Genomic DNA, 18009 nt, shown 5'->3' on the forward strand with positions numbered 1-18009 from the left:
TGGACAAAAGTCGAATAATGGCGATAAAAAAGGGCTTTACTGAAAAAGCCCTTGTTCTACATTGATACTCAAATCTTAAACAGTGACGATTATACCTGAGTAGAAAGCTTAGGTGTTGGCGTCTTTTTATCTCGATAGCTGAACCAAATATAAGTTACAACGATAGAGAAAAACATGTATGACAAAGCAAACACGATAGGAGACGTTATCAAATCAGCCGACACTCCCCACATTACACCCACAACAGTGACGGAAAGTTTGGCGAATAGGCCGCAAATTAATAGAAATAGCGCGAATTCTGGCACTCTAGTGCTTCTGAAGGCAAACCAGTAACAGGTGCCTACCGCTAAGGAAGATACATACAAACCGAGTAAAAAGGAGTGGAAGTGTTCCGCAGAAGCAACACCTGCAGATACAGACGCTATCAAAATTAATATCAGTTTCATGCTATAAACCTCTTTTTAATAAAAAAGCATCCATTCATTTTTGAAATCTCATTTTGCGTATATTTTCCTCTATTCACCAATAATATCAAGTTCAAACATTGAACAATTTTGCTTGTGACGGGCGATAAAATACAATTGTTAATCAATAGTTAACGATCAAATGCACGCGAAATTAGGTGTAACAATGCATTACATAGATAAAAGCATCAAAATGGAATAAATGGTAACAAACTATTAACCGTTGAGATTTTTTCGCTAAAATTAGAATTTTGTGAGACAAACACATAAATAACAAAGTACATAATCAATCATTGATGTGTTCAACTGATTTGCGTTTTTCAGCGGGAGCGTGGAGCCGTAAGCAGAGCCTTATTCAAAAATAACTTCAAGCAACTTTTGAGTAAAGCTCTCTACCCGAGTACTTTTCTTTACGGCTGTAGCTTCCTTTGCCTTTCTTCGCTTTTTCAACTCGCATTCTAAATAGCTGGCTTGTGACCACGGCTTTGAGCGCATTATCTTTAATTTGTCCACGGCCGAGCTCTGCGTCCGAAATTTGATTATCTTCAAAACATAACTGATTGGTTTTGCAACTCATTCGTTTGTTTTTTTTGTTTTTCATATTGCCTCCATTAAAGACAAAGAGTGAACGATAGTGGTGGCGATTTTGCTCTAAAAACCACCACTGTCAATCACAAATTTTGTTGCTGACGATTTGAATAATTGAGCCCATTTCAAGTACGGTTGCAGTAAAATGCCAAATAGAGCATAAAACATGACTATTTTTGGAAAGTTTTTCGAGATTTGTCTAGTTATGATTGACAAGATAAAAGTTTAAACTAGACTTTGCCGTAGCTAGAAAGCAGTTCGTTGTATACAAATACGTTTCGTTGGATTACTTGTAACTCCCCCGTCGTGTCGTACGCAATAGCAATCTACTTTTCCACGCTATCCGCGCCGTAATCGGCTGTAAAAATTTTTCATTAGGATATTAAAATGTCTAACACAGTTACTGGTACAGTAAAATGGTTCAACGAAACTAAAGGCTTCGGCTTCATTCAACAAGAAAACGGCCCAGACGTTTTCGCTCACTTCAGCGCAATCAAAGGTGACGGTTTCCGTACTCTTGCTGAAGGTCAAAAAGTTGAGTTTGAAGTATCTCAAGGTCAAAAAGGCCCTCAAGCTGACAACATCCGCCTAGTATAATTTCTTACTAAGTATTCTAATAGCCAGCATCTTGCTGGCTATTTTCGTTTTTGTCTCTCAGAAATCATTACCATGGCCCTCAAACCAACTATCTATAAATTTCGTATCTCGCTCACTGATATCAACCGTGATCACTATGATTCTCTCAATCTGACTATTGCTCAGCATCCTTCAGAAAATAACGAGCGCATGATCGCACGCATTTTAGCTTTTTGCCTCAATGCCACGCCAGAGTTGATGTTTACTAAAGGTTTATCATCCATCGAAGAACCCGACATCTGGCTAAAGTCTTTAGATGACCAAATCCAGTTATGGCTAGAAGTCGGTGAACCTGATGCCGATCGCGTCAAAAAAGCAACTCGCCTAGCCAAGCAAGTAAAAATCTATAGCTTCAACACTAAATCGAATGTTTGGTGGGAACAAAACAAAGGCAAATTTGGTTATCTCAACGTCGATGTTATTCGCTTTGAAGCAGAATCAATTGAAAAACTGGCATCAACTCTCACACGAGGAATGGAACTCTCTGTGATGATCAGCGGATCTTCCATTTTCGTCGATGGAGAAAACGGCTCACATGAAATTGTGTGGCAAGAATTACAAATTAAGAGCGCTTGATGGCGTCTATTGACGCTCATTATCTGTGATATCAAGGCTCTTTCGAGCCTTGAACATTATGGTGATTTACAAGTTAGCGTGAGGGCCAAAAACTTCATAGTGAATACGAGATTTATCAACACCTAGGCTTTCTAACTGCTCAACAATAAACTGCATAAATCCAATTGGTCCACAGACATAGAAATCCCCGTTGTGCAGCGGTAATGGCACATGCACTTTATCCAACTGCATGTGCCCATTTCCTTCAACCGATGAATCGCTATTTAGATACCAAATCTTTTGTTTCCAATCATTGGCCTCGATCAACTTTGCCGTCTCACTAATAAACGAGTGTTGCTCAGGGCTGTTGCAAGCATGTAAATAGGTTACGTCACGCTTTTTGACCTGAGCAAAGTGTTGCAACATCGCTTGCATTGGCGTCGCGCCAATTCCCGCAGAAATCAACACCACAGGTGCTTCACGTTCTACGTAGAAAAAGTCTCCCGCTGGCGCATACAATTTCACACAATCTCCCACACACAATTCATCGTGCAAATAATTCGATACAATACCAGCATGTTGCGTATCAAAGCCTTCTCGCTTGACTGAAATTCGGTAGTTCTTACCATTTGATTTTTGTGACAACGAATACTGGCGGATTTCCTTATATTGAGATGACTCCGGTTTCACTTCTATACCTATGTACTGCCCCGCTTGGTAATCCAATACGCTTTCTTTATCGGTAGGGGCAAAGATAAAACTCGTCACCAATTCCGATTCTTTTACTTTCTCTTGAACGATAAACTCGCGTGCATTTTCCCAACCACCTAACGCTTGTTTACGTTGTAAGTACAACTCGCCTTCCCGAGAAATAAATACTTGAGCTAAAAACAGGTAGGCAGCAGTCCAAGCTTCTTCAACTTCACTCGTAAAAGCTTCACTGGCAAGTTCTCGTAATGTTTCGATAAGGTGAAGACCAACAATTTGGTAATGATCGGGTTGAATGTTAAAGCTGGTGTGCTTGTGGGCAATTCGCTCAACTGCGCTGGTCAGCACTGCTAGGTTATCAATATTTTTTGCATAAGCGGCAATAGCTTCAAATAAAGCCACACCCTGGCGCCCGGTCTGTTGATGTGTCATGTTAAAAATATCTTTCAGCTCAGGATTATGTGAAAACATTCGCTCATAGAAATGTTTGGTTAAGGCCGGTCCTGTAGATTCAAGTAACGGTATGGTACTTTTTACAATGTTGATATGGTGGTCGTTGAGCATGACTGAAATTCTCCTCAGATTTTATTTTTTGTTATTTATAAGATGATGTTTTTCACTTTCATCTAATTGCACAACACGTGCCAAATCATATGTCATTGATTTTAATAAAAATAGCATCAAAAACCTTAAGTAAACAGGTCAATAAAACCCTTTCAAACAGGTCATATTGACACTACAATATCAGAAAAACATCACGAATATTATTTCTATGCAAGATATCTCTATCTCCACTCTAGTCGAAATGACGATTGGGTTAGCCAGTGGTTCAAATGATCACGATCGATTCAATCGCCTACTCGATGCGATCCGCAAAACCATCCAGTGTGACTGTGTGGTACTTCTTTCTCGCCAGGGGGAGTTACTGATTCCTCTTGCTATGCAAGGTCTGACTAGAGATACATTAGGTCGCCGATTTTTAATCGAAGAGCATCCTCGTTTCACACAAATCTGCCAAGCCAAATCGCCGATAAGGTTTGATGCGCACTCTCCGCTACCAGATCCTTTTGATGGCCTGTTAATGGAGCATGATGGCGATCTACCGATGCATTCTTGCATGGGCTTACCACTACTCTTTGGCGACGAATTGCTAGGAATTCTGACGCTCGATAGCCTGACACCAAATGTGTTTGACCACATACCAACAAGAAGCCTTGAAGTGTTATCGGCTATTGCCGCCTCGACACTAAAAATGGCACTGACTTTTTCACAATTAGAAGCCCAAGCTAAACAATCTCAACAACGCTTCGAAGAACTCAATGAAGAAGTATGGGACAGAGACGGCGGTGAAATCATCGGTTCTAGTACGGCGATGCAAATAATGAAAGCCGACCTCGAAGTGGTTGCTCCTTCCAATTTCAATATTTTGATTCACGGCGAAACAGGGGTTGGTAAAGAATTAGTGGCGCGTACCATTCATCATCTTTCATCTCGAAAACGTCAGCCTTTGATCTACGTAAACTGCGCCGCTATTCCTGAAAACTTAGTAGAAAGTGAACTATTTGGCCATGTAAAAGGCGCATTTACAGGTGCAGATCGACATCGTTTAGGCAAATTTGCCTTAGCTGATGGTGGTACCCTGTTTTTAGATGAGATCGGCGAACTTCCACTTACCGCGCAAAGCAAGATCCTAAGAGCGTTACAAAATAATGAGATTCAACCAGTCGGAAAAGATCACGTACAAACCATTGATGTACGAATATTGGCTGCGACAAACCGAGATCTAAAAGTAGAAGTCGAAGCTGGACGCTTTCGTGTTGACCTTTATCATAGGCTCAGTGTTTACCCAATCCATGTGCCATCTCTGCGCGAACGCGATGGTGATGTCACATTACTCGCCGGTTATTTCTTAGAGCAGGCTCGACGAAAACTTGGCATTGTACAACTTAAAATTGACCCGCTGGCTTTGGAGTCGCTGCTGCATTACTTCTGGCCGGGTAATGTCCGAGAGCTTGAGCATGTTATTAATCGTGCAGCACTAAAAGCTCGTGCTAAGAAAACTGCATCTAACCTAGTTACTGTAACCTGCCACGATATTGGTGAACTGGATAATGGCATCTCGTTCAACACTTCAAATGAACAAATATCGCAGACAGAAGAGGCCAACATTAACTGGCGCGTAGGCTTACGTGAAGCCACAGATGAATTCCAAAGAAAGGTAATCAGTGAAGCGTTAACCCGAGCCGATTTTAACTGGGCAGAAGCCGGAAGACAGCTACAAATCGACCGAGCTAATTTAACTCGACTCGCAAAAAGACTTGGTATCTCAGTGACCAAAACACATTCAATTAAACATTAAATAAAGCGAGTCATATGACTCGCTTCAATCGATACAATTATGGTGTGGTTAATTCACCAATGTATTAGCCGCGCCATTCAATTCACGAGGAAAAGCTTTTTCGTACTCTTGCATGAAGTCTTCACGGATCAACTGCTCAAGATGGTTAGCTCTTTCGGTTGGGCAGAAAATCATAAAGTGAACGACTTGTTCACCTGCAGCAGTGCTGCTGATCTGAATATGGGGCTCTGCATTGGGCAAATCCACACCCGCGTGTTTTTCGATCATATTATTGTAGCGCCGTGCAACATCAATAAAATGAGCAAAATGCGCTTCGATCCTCTCATGCATGATTGGCAGTAGCGGAAACAAGTTAGCGAAGTTTGGCACCACAATCGAGAAATTATGAAACACATAACGCTTCATAAAATTAAGATTTTTGACTGGGAAAGTAAAAAACATGCTATTAGGAAGAGTCGCTGTTTTGCCCGTATAGTGATATTGACCATGGTTAAGGTCAATTTCTTGAATCACCGTTGCCATTAAGTTGTGCTCGATCACCTCACCACTTAATTTTCCCACTTCAATCCAATCCCCAATACGAAATGAGCGAGAACTCGCACGCTGAATTGAGCCTGTAAAACAGAGAATAATCTCTTTCGATGCCACAACAATCGCAACTGCAATAGCGGTCACTGACAATGCAAATTCGTTGATCTCGGACTGCCATAACACAAACAAGATGACGATCGTCAAACCAAATATTCCATTCTTGGTTCGTGACATCCATTTACGTTGTTTCTCTGTAATGAAAGCGACATCACCTCGAATCTGTGATAGCACCAAACGACGAATCAAAATGATCAGCACCATTATTAACGTGGTGAATATCAATTTATGCGTGAGAAGAAAGTCCCAAACCGCGACTGCTTTCTCCATACTAATCCCCTTCATTACTGTATCGAACGACGACCATCTGTTGGCGTTATTTCGCTTATTATTGATTTACATTGTAACTGAATGAAAGGCTAAAAAGGATATGGGCACAATTAATATGCGCCCTGTCAAAGCTTTGTAATGGAATACCCCTCTTTAATGCTCGTTCGGAAACGCTAAAGAGGGTATGTTTTAATTTGGTTGACTGGTTAGTGCTGTTTTTTCCGCCAGTTTAACGATCACATTAACCGCCTTTTCCATCCCTTCTACGCTGATAAATTCATGGATACCGTGGAAATTATAGCCACCAGTAAAGATGTTCGGACATGGTAGTCCCATAAATGAGAGTCTTGCACCATCAGTACCGCCACGGATTGGTTTAATCAATGGTTCAATATCGCATTCAATCATCGCTTGTTTTGCAAGTTCAATCACTTGTGGATGAGGCTCGACCATCTCTTTCATGTTGAAATAGCTGTCCGTTAACACCAGTTCAACACGACCTTTTTCAAGACGAGCATTCAGTTCTGCTACTTTTTGTTGCATGAATGTTTTACGAGCATTCAAACCTTCACGGTCGAAGTCTCGAATAATATAACCCAACTCTGAACGAGCAACGCTCATCTCCGCTGATTTCAGATGGTAAAAACCTTGGTAACCTTCGGTTGTTTCTGGTGTTTCATCCATTGGCATCATCAACTGAAATTGCGCAGCAATGTTCATCGAATTGACCATTTTGTCTTTTGCAGTTCCCGGATGCACATTAATACCGTGACAAATCACATCAGCACTGGTTGCATTAAAGTTTTCGTATTCAAGCTCACCAACTGGTCCACCATCAATGGTGTAAGCCCATTGCGCCCCAAATTTTTCCACATTAAATAAATCAGCACCGCGACCAATTTCTTCGTCTGGTGTAAAACCAATACAAATATCACCATGAGCAATACTCGGATCCGCAATCAACACCTCTAACGCGGTCATAATTTCGGCAATACCGGCTTTATTGTCTGCGCCAAGCAGTGTGGTGCCATCGGTCGTAATTAAGTTATGACCATGCAATTGGTGCAAGTCTGGGTACTGAATAGGCGACAACACTTCATCACCTTTTCCAAGCGCAATATCGCCACCTTGATAATTTTCAACAAGTTGTGGTTTAACATTTTTTCCAGAAGCATCAGGAGCAGTGTCCATATGCGCAATAAAACCAATGGCAGGAACGGGATAATCCACGTTTGATTCTAACTTAGCCATCACATAACCGTGATCGTCTACGCTCACTTCAGTTAGACCTAAATCTATCAACTCATCACACAACTTATGAGCGAAAGGCTTCTGACCTGACGAGCTTGGACATTGTGAATTGGCAGGATTTGATTGTGTATCAAAAGAAACATAACGCAGAAAACGGTCGACAAGATTTTCCATAGCAAATACTCAAGAAGTGAAAACATCCGCGTATTTCAATAATGATATACGCAGTTAATTGCAGCCTATACTACGCGCTCATTTGAAACAGTATTTGCTATAAATCAGTTTTTTTACGATTACTGCGTTGTACAACACAGCCCAAATAACAGTTGATAAAAAATGCCCACCGAAGCAGGCATTCACATAACGAGAATGTATTTTTACAATAAAATGAACATACTGGCTAAACACGCACTCATTAAGTTTGCCAATGTGCCCGCAGCAACCGCTTTAATCCCTAAGTTTGCCACTTCTGCACGACGTTCCGGTGCAATCACACCGATGGAACCCAATTGAATCGCGATCGATCCTATGTTAGCAAACCCACACAATGCGAAAGTAACAATGACTTGCGTATGTTCGGACAACAAGGCCTTATGCTCAACAAAATCGATAAACGCGACAAATTCGTTCATCACCACTTTTTGACCAATATAAGAACCCGCCATTAATACTTCGTTACTTGGCACACCAATAACCCATGCTAACGGCGAAAATAGATAGCCAAATAACACTTGTAAGGTAATGCCGCTAAAGCCAAAGAGTTCACCGAAGCTTTCTAACCCTGTATTGACCATTGCAATGACACTCACAAAAGCGACCAGCATGGTTCCAACCGCTACTGCCACTTTCATTCCGTTCATTGCACCGCTTGCAAGAGCATCGATAACATTACTGTCTTGCGCTTTATCCATCTCTATATTCGATTGGTCAAGTGGAACATCACGCTCAGGAACAATGATTTTCGCCATCATCAAACTGCCAGGAGCAGCCATGAAACTTGCGGCGATTAGGTACTTAAGTTCAACCCCTAAACCCGCATACCCCCCCAACACGCTACCAGCAACCGATGCCATACCGCCAGCCATCACAGCAAACAATTCCGAACGGGTCATACGCGATAAAAATGGGCGAACGAGTAACGGGGATTCGCCTTGTGAAAGGAATATATTGCCTGTAGCAACTAAAGATTCCGCTTTGCTCGTACCTAAAAATTTTTGGATACCACCACCAATGAACTCGATGACTTTTTGCATGATACCAAGATAGTAAAGGGCTGAGATAAGAGCGCTGAAGAAAATGATAATGGGCAGAACACGAACCGCAAAAATAAACCCAGAATTGGCTAAATCACCAAACAAAAAACTGATCCCTGCGTCTGCAAATCCCAACAAGCTAGCAACACCATTACTCATACTTGCTAATGCAGTTTGTCCCCACGGGAAATAAAGAACCAAAGCAGCAAAGCCCACTTGCAGCAATAAAGCACGTAAAACGGTTTTCCAATTAATGGAAGATCGGCTCTCAGATAACAGATACGCGCAAGCCATCAGCACAATCACGCCGACAAGACCAAAAAGAATATTCATTGTATTTACCTAGTGTGAAATTGGGAGATAAGGGCAGGACCAAATAACTTGGCAAAGGATGAATCATGACTCTCGTTCACTACAAAGAAGTAGGGAAAAGAGTGGCTGGTAAAAACATTGTTCATTTTAAATAACCTTATACAAGCAGAGAAACTTAGCTGGTCCAGTCCTTGGGGTCATTCACATATCCATGTGACGGCTTGTATGGGTTGAGCACCGGCTCATAACCGGGCGGAAAGTATAAACAACAAAATGAGAGTTTCATCACATATTTTTACGCAAACGTTCAAGCGTTTATTTATTCGTCGATCAAGCTCAAAAAACTTAATCTAAGGTAGGTTTAAGGATAAAACCGCACCAAACAAATTGGAATGAGCTTCACACATTGACGCGAAATTCACTGAGTGTTCGGCAATTAATTCGTACTTATCCGATTTTGTGACTAACTTTATTTAGGTCTCCTAACATGCTCTAAATAAAAATCACTAGCAACGTCGCGCCTCTTGTGGTCATTTGACCCAAGAGGCATTTTTATAAACCGAGCTGGTTAAGCGCATTCATACCAAACGGCCTAGCGTTGCAGGCAGCGAACATAGTTAATGTAGTTTCAAACTGAAAGGAGTTAGTTTACGACTTCCAAATCAGTTTCAGGCACACAGCAGCACGCTAACGCGATGCCCATATGACGTTCATGATCTTGTAATGCTGGTACTTCTGGCTGATGCACTTTGCCCGACTCAACCGTTACCTTACACGCTCCACAAAAACCAGCTCGACAGCTATTTGCAATTGGAATACCGGCCGCTTCTGCCTGTTCAAGCAGAGTCGCTTGGTTGTTGCCTTCAAACAGATTGCCATTAACACTTAGCCGCAACGTTTTAAATTCAGCCGTCACTTTTTGCGCCACGCCAAATGCTTCTTGGTGATAAGACTCTTCCGCTACTCCTTTCTTCAATAACAAGTTTTTCGCTTTTTGCATAAAACCATCCGGCCCACATACAAACACCTGACGCTCAGCCACATCTTTGATCTGCTTGATATGAGATAAAGAGAGTCGTCCTTTTAACCCAAACCAATCTTGCGGGGCTTGGGTCAATGAAAGGAGTACTTTTAGTCCATCATGTTGTTGGTTCAATAACTCGAGCTCTTCGCGGCATGGAATATCTTCAACACTACGACATTGATGATAAAAGACCACATCTTGAATTTTTTGATGATCCGCAAGGTAACGCAACATGGAAAGCATTGGCGTAACACCACTTCCTGCGGAAAGCAGTAATAATGGCTGCTGTTGATGGCCAGATAAATGAAATGATCCATCTGGATACTGGGTGCTTAGCGTACTACCCACTTGTAAATGATCAATCAACCAATTAGAAACTCGTCCACCATCAATACGCTTCACAGAGATAGCTAAGCGCCCGGGACGCGATGGACTAGAAGACAACGTATAGCGTCGTGCCACATTTTCACCATCAATCACCACTTCGATCGGTAGATGCTGACCGGGTTGATAATGAGGAACATCACCCTGCTTAGGCTCAAGCCAGAATGTTATGAAGTCACGGGCGATCTCTTCACGCTCAACACATGTCATAAGATGATGAGTCATACCGTGATCGAGATAAATTTCTTTTTCTTTATATTCAAGTACTTCAACAGTATCACCAACCCGAATCATCCCCTCATTTTTCGCCACTAAATTTTGGCCAAAAAACACGCCACCGCGTTCATTGGCACGAAATTGAGATAAGGTTCTGAGCGGCTCTTTGGTTGGTCGGAATTCGCCCTTATAGACATCAACTGTCGTCAAAATACATCGTTCACAAGGCTTTACGGATTCAAATTCAACATCTCCGATACGAATTCGTTTCCATCCATCTTCCGCAAACGGCTCATTGGCCGTCACCACGAGGTTAGTCCGAAATTGATCCATACTATGCTGTTCGGGGCTACGACGGTTTAGCTCATCCAATGATGCTTGGCTAATCACCAAAACTGGATAACCGTCAGCAAAACTGACGTTATGGCCAATTTTTTCTCGTACTCGATTAGACTGTTCACCAGTAAACAACAACTCTACTCGCTGGCCTAAAGCCTCACTAAACCAATCATCGGCATCGTCGGTAGTGGTATAAGCAGTAAAGTTATCGCTCCACACCTGCGCTGAAGCAGGCTGCATTTTAAAGTCTACGTAACGCAGCTTTAACGGAGATTGGTTAGCCGCAGTAAAAATCAAACCATCTGCCACCAGCGTTGAACTGATTTTTACCATACTCGGATATTTGCGAGCGGTGACCATTGAGCCGTCAGCCAATGCCACCATGAAACGTCGATCGAAAGCGAGACCTTGCTTTTCAACCCAAGCGGTTGATTGCGAAATTCCAGCCACCGATTTAACAGGGTAGATATTGATTTGAGAAAGTTGCGCTGACGACATGGCTGATCCTTATACGTTTTTTATTTCTATTTTATGCGGTGATGATAATGCAAAACCGTCAACGTGACTAACTCTACAAAGAGATGTGATTCCTCTGGCTGGAAATAAAAAGATGAAATCCCTCCCCTTTTCCTCTATCATCCTGTCGCCTAAACGTAAGCGATTGCGCGCACAGTAATGAAGAATATGTTTAGGCTCCAATCAACCAATTTTTCCGGTGGGAGCATTCAATGAAAACACTTACGATCACTCGTCCTGATGACTGGCATGTACACTTACGTGATGGTGATGTACTGACAGATACTGTTCGAGATATCAGCCGTTACAATGGCCGCGCACTGATAATGCCAAATACCGTCCCACCAATTACTACCACTGAATTAGCGTTATCCTACCAAGAACGCATTATGGCGCAAAAACCACGCGATTCTTTCAAACCACTGATGGCGCTTTATCTCACCGATAACACCACTCCCGATGAAATCCGTAAAGCGAAAGCATCCGGTGCCATTGTCGCCGCTAAACTCTACCCTGCAGGTGCTACGACAAACTCAGACTCTGGTGTCACTTGTGCGAAAAACATTTATCCGGTGTTAGAAGCGATGCAAGATGTTGGCATGCTATTACTGATCCATGGAGAAGTGACAGCTCACGATGTGGATATTTTTGACCGAGAAAAAGCCTTCCTCGATACAGTTCTTGCTCCTATCGTTAATGATTTCCCTAAGCTCAAAATTGTGTTGGAACATATCACGACTGCCGAAGCGGTAGAGTTTGTGAAAAATGCGAACGACAATGTGGCAGCAACGATCACCGCGCACCATCTAATGTATAACCGCAATCACATGCTTGCCGGTGGTATTCGTCCTCATTTCTACTGCTTACCGATCTTAAAACGTAATACTCACCAGCTTGCATTAATTCAAGCGGCAACATCTGGCAGTAAGAAATTTTTCCTTGGTACCGATTCAGCGCCACATGCAAAAGGCAAAAAAGAAGCGGCTTGTGGTTGCGCAGGTTCCTATACTGCCCACGCTGCACTTGAGCTCTATGCGGAAGTTTTTGAGCAAGTGAATCAGCTTGGTCATCTTGAGGCGTTTGCCAGCCATAATGGCCCTGATTTTTACGGCCTACCACGCAATAGCGATACCGTAACGCTCATCAACGAACCATGGTCTGTGGCTGACAGCATGCCTTTTGGCTCAGACACTGTAGTGCCGATTCGAGGCGGTGAAACCGTCGCATGGACGGTTAAATAACATTACAAAGACGAAAAAGGGAAGCAACAGCTTCCCTTTTCTCTACCACTTTGCCTCGACGATCAGGCTGTGAGTTTAGGTTGATACTCAAGTAACACCATCACTTCACTGTGGTCGGTATGTGGAAACATATCAAACCATTGCAATTTTTTTGGCACATAATCAGGCATGCCCTGCATATCCGCTAATAACGTCTCCGGGTTACAGCTTGAGTAGATAATATGTTTTGGTGATAAAGCAACCAACTGCTCAACTAATTGTATTCCTAAGCCACGCCGTGGAGGGTTAACCAACACCAATTCTGGCGCGTGTGATTGAGTTAATGAATACTGCGCTGAGTCCAGTGCTGCAAAATCTAAATTGGTGACCCCCATTGCCTGCGCCGAACGCTTGGCACTGGCTATCGCTTCTGGTTCTATCTCAATTCCAGTAACAGCCGTCTCGGAACTCGCGCAGTGCAGGGCAAACCCACCCACACCACAAAAGAGATCCCACATGTAGGCGGGTTTAATGTCCCTAACCCACTCCCTTGCCGTTGCGTACAATTGCTCAGCAACCTGCGGATTAGTTTGAAAAAAGCTCTTGGGACGAATTACCATTGGGACCTGGTTAAATTGCTCAACAAGGTGCTCACTAGCTGTCAAAAAGATCTCTTCTTCACCTTCAAGTCGCGCCATATGGATCGGTTGAAGATTGACCGAAACCACTTTCACTGATGGAAAATCAGCAATAAGGTGCGCTAAGTTATTCTCAATTCGTGCCATCGCAGTTCGACTTCGAAGCACAAAACGCAGCATAAATTCACCGCTGTGTGCGCTACGAGTTAACAAGACGAATTTCAGCTCTCCTTTTTTCTTTGTTTTATTGTAAGGAGGAATACCCGATGTACGAATCCAGTCTTGCAAATACGCTAGCAACGCTTGCATATCTTGAGGATAAAGCGGGCAATTAACCAGTGAAACAGGGATTAGCTCACCTTTGGATAACGTTTCTACACCGAGAATCGGCGCATGCGCGGCGCCAAGCACAACCATTTTCGCTTTATTACGAAAAGCTGTGTCTTGGCTCGTGACAGGTTCAAGCCATTGCTCTGGCATGTTTGCAGAAAATAATGATTTCAGTGCGAAATCTTTGTTAGCAATTTGAGTGGCGTAAGGCAGCGGACAATAAGTGCAAGAGCGGCACTGGTGCTGATTATAGAATTCACACTGCATGGTAGTGATTGCCAAAAAAAGAAAAACGCTAGTTTATTCATCTAATAGCAAATCACCATTTAGGTTCATTATCTTCACCACAAAAATATTTTAGCGTGAAGGTCTTAATTGGTTGGCAATACTCCACACTACAACCACCGCTAAACCAGCCAACAAACCGACAATGCCATTCAACACCACAGGGACAAGGGCGGTTAATAAAGAAAGATTGGGTAGTGCAGAAACTATCGGTTCCAGCGCATGGTGCACCCACGGCACATTGTGCACCACAATGCCACCACCGACTAAAAACATCGCGGCAGTTCCAACAATGGTCAGTCCTTTCATTAATTTGGGGGCAAAACTAATTAACCCTTTGCCAAGACGAAATTTTAACCCGCTACCGTTTGAAATACGTTCTAAATAAAAACCCAAGTCATCAAGCTTAACGATGGCCGCAACCAGCTCATACACGCCGATTGTCATGATGACGGCAATTAAGCTCACCACTAAGATCTGAGTGATCATATCGTGCCCTTGTACTGTACCCAGCGCTATCACGATGATCTCAGCCGACAAGATGAAGTCCGTACGAATTGCACCAGCGATTTTGCGTTTCTCATACTCTTCCATGGAGGTACTCCCCAATTCCGCTTCATCAGAACTTGGCTGATGACTGTTATGGGAATGAAAAAACTTCTCCAAAATCTTTTCAGCGCCTTCAAAACAGAGAAACAGTCCACCCAATAACAGCAGGGGCATAATTAACCACGGGATTAACGAGCTCATCAACAGTGCTGCGGGAACCAATATCAGCTTGTTGCGAAATGAACCTTTGGCAACCGCCCATACAACGGGTATTTCACGTTCAGCCGCTACGCCAGACACTTGTTGAGCATTCAATGCTAAATCGTCACCTAATACGCCCGCCGTTTTCTTCGCGGCCATTTTTGACATCAGCGCCACGTCGTCCAGTACGGTGGCAATATCATCCAACAAGGTTAATAAACTTGCGCCTGCCATGTTTTGTTCTCACTTAATGCTATGAAGTAACGAAATGTAACACCAATAGATAGGCGTGATAAACAATAACAATGCAAAAAATTGCACATGCAGCACCAGTCCAGTAGTCGTTGATAATGCAAGTATCAATAAGTTTGCATCCGCTGAGTTCGGCTATTAAGCTCAAGGCTACATTACAGTGACCGTAAGGAATGTCATGCAAATTAACACCCACTACCCGATTGGCACCCCAGGACAAAAATGGGGCGATGCAGAGCGTCAAGCGTGGCGAGCACAAACCACAATTAAACGTGAATACCAACACGAAGTCGTCCCTAAAATTCTCGCCCTTCAAAACGACTTTGATGTTGAGCAATACGGCGCTCTTTCTTATGACACAGCCCGTTACCCACTGTTTTGTGTCAAAAGCCGAGACTGGAGCAACGATAAACCCACTGTCTTGATTACGGGTGGTGTTCACGGTTATGAGACTAGCGGTGTTCATGGTGCATTGAAATTTTTAGCCACTCAAGCCAAGCGCTACTTAACTCATTTTAATATTGCTTGCGCGCCTTGCGTAAGCCCTTGGGGATACGAAACCATCAACCGCTGGAACCCCAATGCACTGGATCCAAATCGCTCATTTTATGCTAATAGCCCCTCAGAAGAATCCACCAACCTAATGGCATTGGTTGAAAACATCGGAGAGGTCTTGGTTCATATCGATTTACACGAAACCACCAATACTGATGAAAGTGAATTTCGCCCAGCACTCGCAGCACGTGATGGTATTGAATATGTTGAAGACTCTATTCCAGATGGCTTCTACACCGTTGGTGATAGTGAAAACCCAGTAGCAGAGTTTCAAGCAGCAGTGATTGAATCAGTAAAAAAAGTCACTCATATTGCGCCAGCCGATGAGCATGGCGACATTATTGGGTCACCAGTGGTACAAGAAGGTGTTATCAATTATCCAATGAAAGCATTAGGTCTATGTGGCGGTATGACCAATTGCCAATATGGGACTACAACTGAAGTATACCCAGATAGCCCAACAGTCACTGATGAAGAGTGTAACAATGCACAAGTAGCTGCCATTATCGGTGCGCTAGATTATGTGCTTACTCAACCACTACAGTAGTCGATTTTTATACTGCTCCGGTGTCTGGCCGGAGTATTTTTTAAACATTGCAATAAAAGGGCTGGCTTGGTTGTAGCCTAAGGTTAGCGCCACTTCTTTCACTGAATGGCCGGTACGCAATAAATCCATTGAATATAAATAGCGCACTCTTAAACGCCATTCAGTAAAACTCATGCCTAACTCCGTCTGGCAATGCCTTGCTAAGGTTCTTTCCGTGGTGTGTACTTTTTCGGCCCATTGAGAGAGAGTGGTATCATCGGTGGGGTTTTCTTCAACCGCAGCTAAAATTGGTGCCAAATATTTATTGTCTGTCGATGGCAAAAAGTGATGCTGCGTTTCTTGAGTTGCGAGTTGATCCAGCAATACCTGTACTAACCTCTTATCTGCTGGTGTTTGAGCAACGTTGATATCACGTGCACGAAAATCTTCAATTATGGCAGAAACGATAGGCGTGACTTTAATAAGGCTAGTCTGCTTGGGGAAATGACGAGTCATAGCATGTTCGATATTCAACGAGCAATATTCAATCGGCTTGCGATTATAACTACAGTGTTTCACTCCAGCTGGGACCCAAATCGCTAAATGCGGTGGTGCAAGAAAGCGAGTATCTTCCGCTTCCATCTCAAGTATTCCACCTGAAATCAGTTGTACCTGACCCCAAGGGTGGCTGTGAGTACGGGTTTCAGTGTTCGATAAGAACGCCTCGAAATTCATAAACACGTCCGATGGTGCTCTATCAATTGATAAAGAAGGGTGAAGATTCCGCGCCGCTTTTTTCAAACTTGTCTTCCTATCGCTCGCAATGTCGTTTTAGAGATATATATAATTATATAGACCTGCCACACTATATTCCTAGCCACATTTTGCGACGAGACTCACATGGTATATCTTCTTCCGCTCTTCACGGTCCTTATTTGGGGTGGTAATTCCATCATCAATAAGCTTGCGGCCGAAACCATTGAGCCAAGCGCAATGAGCTTCTATCGTTGGTTTGTTGCTATGTTAATACTAACACCGTTTTGCCTGCCGACAGTGATACGCCAGTGGAACATCATCAAGCCATACCTAAGCAAACTGGCCTTCCTTGCGATGCTAGGTATGGTGCTCAACCAGTCGCTAGGTTATTACGCAGGACTGACCACAACCGCTTCCAACATGTCACTCATTACATCACTGGTTCCTCTACTGAGCGTCTTTATCAGTGTTCCCTTGCTCAATAAGCGAATTTCTGGATTAAGCATTGTTGGTGGAGTGCTTTCTCTTTCTGGACTCACGTTTATGCTTGGCCAGGGTGACATGAGCTTTTTTATACACCAAGATATCACCCAAGGTGACGCTTTAATGGTCGCAGCGGCCATCGTTTATGCTTTGTATTGTGTTCTTCTTAAGCGTTGGAAAATGCCACTTAGCAACTGGACGCTCATTTATATGCAAGGCTTATTTGCTGTTTTCATGCTGATCCCATTATGGCTAAGCAGTGATCAATTACTCCCCACCAATGGCTCTCTTCCATTAATCGCCTATGCCGCTGTCGGTGCCTCGCTACTCGCACCATGGATGTGGGTGAAAGCGATAGATATTATCGGTGCAGATTCCAGTGCCATGTTTATGAATTTACTGCCAGTCGTTGCTGTTTCTCTAGCGGCCACACTATTGGGAGAAACCGTGCAAAGCTATCATTTTATCGGCGGATTGATGGTTGTCTCTGGTGTTATCCTTTCGCAAGTAAAGCTCAAGAACAAACGCTCGACAGCTATCGAACGCGTGACTCAACCTTAAAAGCAACGGTAAGTTATGAGGTAAACTTTGGCTAAGAATGTTCGTTTAATGTGAATTGTCGCTTAAAACGCGCAAATAACGTCACTCTAGTGATTGAATTTGCTCAAGTAAAACGTACACTGTTCAAGAT

At 43.2% G+C, this 18009-nt stretch carries 16 protein-coding genes; 6 read left to right on the top strand and 10 right to left on the bottom strand.

From position 1 onward, the window contains the following. Window positions 1–89: 89 nt before the first annotated feature. Together MCT08_RS17800 and MCT08_RS17805 are read right to left on the bottom strand one after the other, a co-directional pair. The gene (locus MCT08_RS17800) at window positions 90–446 is read right to left on the bottom strand and encodes an NADH:ubiquinone oxidoreductase (protein WP_080996377.1); all 357 of its coding nucleotides are present in this window, start codon (window positions 444–446) and stop codon (window positions 90–92) included. A 385-nt stretch (window positions 447–831) separates the two neighbouring features. Then, window positions 832–1041: an alternative ribosome-rescue factor A gene (locus tag MCT08_RS17805; protein WP_053311181.1), complete on the bottom strand. Its 210-nt coding sequence runs from the start codon at window positions 1039–1041 to the stop codon at window positions 832–834. A gap of 398 nt (window positions 1042–1439) precedes the next feature. On the opposite strand from MCT08_RS17805, the gene MCT08_RS17810 reads away from it, so the two are divergent. Together MCT08_RS17810 and MCT08_RS17815 are read left to right on the top strand one after the other, a co-directional pair. Beyond that, entirely contained in the window at window positions 1440–1649 is a 210-nt protein-coding gene (locus tag MCT08_RS17810) for a cold-shock protein (protein ID WP_053311123.1), read from the top strand. A 72-nt stretch (window positions 1650–1721) separates the two neighbouring features. After that, window positions 1722–2264, top strand: a complete 543-nt coding sequence (locus tag MCT08_RS17815; RefSeq protein ID WP_053311124.1) for a YaeQ family protein — start codon at window positions 1722–1724, stop codon at window positions 2262–2264. Window positions 2265–2330: 66 nt separating this feature from the next. On the opposite strand, the gene hmpA is transcribed toward MCT08_RS17815, so the two are convergent. Then, window positions 2331–3515 carry an NO-inducible flavohemoprotein gene (gene hmpA / locus MCT08_RS17820; protein WP_274679021.1) on the bottom strand — a complete coding sequence of 395 codons (1185 nt, stop codon included), beginning with the start codon at window positions 3513–3515 and terminating at the stop codon, window positions 2331–2333. 208 nt (window positions 3516–3723) lie between these two features. Between hmpA and norR the strand changes: the two genes are divergently transcribed. After that, window positions 3724–5310: a nitric oxide reductase transcriptional regulator NorR gene (norR, locus tag MCT08_RS17825; protein ID WP_274679022.1), complete on the top strand. Its 1587-nt coding sequence runs from the start codon at window positions 3724–3726 to the stop codon at window positions 5308–5310. A gap of 48 nt (window positions 5311–5358) precedes the next feature. Here norR and MCT08_RS17830 read toward each other — a convergent pair whose 3' ends face one another. The 4 genes from MCT08_RS17830 to MCT08_RS17845 form a co-directional block, all read right to left on the bottom strand. Further along, a complete protein-coding gene (locus MCT08_RS17830) occupies window positions 5359–6228 on the bottom strand; it encodes a mechanosensitive ion channel family protein (protein WP_171980948.1) in 870 nt (289 codons plus the stop codon). Between the two features lie 189 nt (window positions 6229–6417). Then, window positions 6418–7653, bottom strand: a complete 1236-nt coding sequence (gene pepT, locus MCT08_RS17835) for a peptidase T (protein WP_274679023.1) — start codon at window positions 7651–7653, stop codon at window positions 6418–6420. A gap of 203 nt (window positions 7654–7856) precedes the next feature. Beyond that, window positions 7857–9065 (bottom strand): NupC/NupG family nucleoside CNT transporter, encoded by a 1209-nt coding sequence (locus MCT08_RS17840; protein ID WP_172532924.1) that lies wholly within the window; start codon window positions 9063–9065, stop codon window positions 7857–7859. 622 nt (window positions 9066–9687) lie between these two features. Further along, window positions 9688–11505 (bottom strand): hybrid-cluster NAD(P)-dependent oxidoreductase, encoded by a 1818-nt coding sequence (locus MCT08_RS17845; RefSeq protein WP_274679024.1) that lies wholly within the window; start codon window positions 11503–11505, stop codon window positions 9688–9690. Between the two features lie 230 nt (window positions 11506–11735). Here MCT08_RS17845 and pyrC point away from each other — a divergent pair, with 230 nt between their 5' ends. After that, entirely contained in the window at window positions 11736–12764 is a 1029-nt protein-coding gene (gene pyrC / locus MCT08_RS17850; protein ID WP_274679025.1) for a dihydroorotase, read from the top strand. Between the two features lie 62 nt (window positions 12765–12826). On the opposite strand, the gene rlmC is transcribed toward pyrC, so the two are convergent. Further along, entirely contained in the window at window positions 12827–13978 is a 1152-nt protein-coding gene (rlmC, locus tag MCT08_RS17855) for a 23S rRNA (uracil(747)-C(5))-methyltransferase RlmC (RefSeq protein WP_274679026.1), read from the bottom strand. A gap of 90 nt (window positions 13979–14068) precedes the next feature. Beyond that, entirely contained in the window at window positions 14069–14980 is a 912-nt protein-coding gene (locus MCT08_RS17860; protein WP_274679027.1) for a DUF808 domain-containing protein, read from the bottom strand. A 196-nt stretch (window positions 14981–15176) separates the two neighbouring features. Between MCT08_RS17860 and MCT08_RS17865 the strand changes: the two genes are divergently transcribed. After that, window positions 15177–16100: a M14 family metallopeptidase gene (locus MCT08_RS17865; protein WP_274679028.1), complete on the top strand. Its 924-nt coding sequence runs from the start codon at window positions 15177–15179 to the stop codon at window positions 16098–16100. Here MCT08_RS17865 and MCT08_RS17870 read toward each other — a convergent pair. Beyond that, window positions 16092–16880, bottom strand: coding sequence for an AraC family transcriptional regulator (locus MCT08_RS17870; protein WP_053311134.1), 789 nt, complete (start codon window positions 16878–16880; stop codon window positions 16092–16094). The genes MCT08_RS17865 and MCT08_RS17870 overlap by 9 nt on opposite strands. 99 nt (window positions 16881–16979) lie before the next feature. On the opposite strand from MCT08_RS17870, the gene MCT08_RS17875 reads away from it, so the two are divergent. Then, a complete protein-coding gene (locus MCT08_RS17875; RefSeq protein WP_171980937.1) occupies window positions 16980–17879 on the top strand; it encodes a DMT family transporter in 900 nt (299 codons plus the stop codon). The last annotated feature ends 130 nt before the right edge of the window (window positions 17880–18009 follow it).

Origin of the sequence: Vibrio aestuarianus (assembly GCF_028858425.1) — a bacterium.
Taxonomy (GTDB): domain Bacteria; phylum Pseudomonadota; class Gammaproteobacteria; order Enterobacterales; family Vibrionaceae; genus Vibrio; species Vibrio aestuarianus.

Bases quoted from the DNA above. Each gene is read 5' to 3' on its own strand.
- MCT08_RS17800 (WP_080996377.1), bottom strand. From the start codon at position 446: ATGAAACTGATATTAATTTTGATAGCGTCTGTATCTGCAGGTGTTGCT.
- MCT08_RS17805 (WP_053311181.1), bottom strand. From the start codon at position 1,041: ATGAGTTGCAAAACCAATCAGTTATGTTTTGAAGATAATCAAATTTCG.
- MCT08_RS17810 (WP_053311123.1), top strand. From the start codon at position 1,440: ATGTCTAACACAGTTACTGGTACAGTAAAATGGTTCAACGAAACTAAA.
- MCT08_RS17815 (WP_053311124.1), top strand. From the start codon at position 1,722: ATGGCCCTCAAACCAACTATCTATAAATTTCGTATCTCGCTCACTGAT.
- hmpA (WP_274679021.1), bottom strand. From the start codon at position 3,515: ATGCTCAACGACCACCATATCAACATTGTAAAAAGTACCATACCGTTA.
- norR (WP_274679022.1), top strand. From the start codon at position 3,724: ATGCAAGATATCTCTATCTCCACTCTAGTCGAAATGACGATTGGGTTA.
- MCT08_RS17830 (WP_171980948.1), bottom strand. From the start codon at position 6,228: ATGGAGAAAGCAGTCGCGGTTTGGGACTTTCTTCTCACGCATAAATTG.
- pepT (WP_274679023.1), bottom strand. From the start codon at position 7,653: ATGGAAAATCTTGTCGACCGTTTTCTGCGTTATGTTTCTTTTGATACA.
- MCT08_RS17840 (WP_172532924.1), bottom strand. From the start codon at position 9,065: ATGAATATTCTTTTTGGTCTTGTCGGCGTGATTGTGCTGATGGCTTGC.
- MCT08_RS17845 (WP_274679024.1), bottom strand. From the start codon at position 11,505: ATGTCGTCAGCGCAACTTTCTCAAATCAATATCTACCCTGTTAAATCG.
- pyrC (WP_274679025.1), top strand. From the start codon at position 11,736: ATGAAAACACTTACGATCACTCGTCCTGATGACTGGCATGTACACTTA.
- rlmC (WP_274679026.1), bottom strand. From the start codon at position 13,978: ATGCAGTGTGAATTCTATAATCAGCACCAGTGCCGCTCTTGCACTTAT.
- MCT08_RS17860 (WP_274679027.1), bottom strand. From the start codon at position 14,980: ATGGCAGGCGCAAGTTTATTAACCTTGTTGGATGATATTGCCACCGTA.
- MCT08_RS17865 (WP_274679028.1), top strand. From the start codon at position 15,177: ATGCAAATTAACACCCACTACCCGATTGGCACCCCAGGACAAAAATGG.
- MCT08_RS17875 (WP_171980937.1), top strand. From the start codon at position 16,980: ATGGTATATCTTCTTCCGCTCTTCACGGTCCTTATTTGGGGTGGTAAT.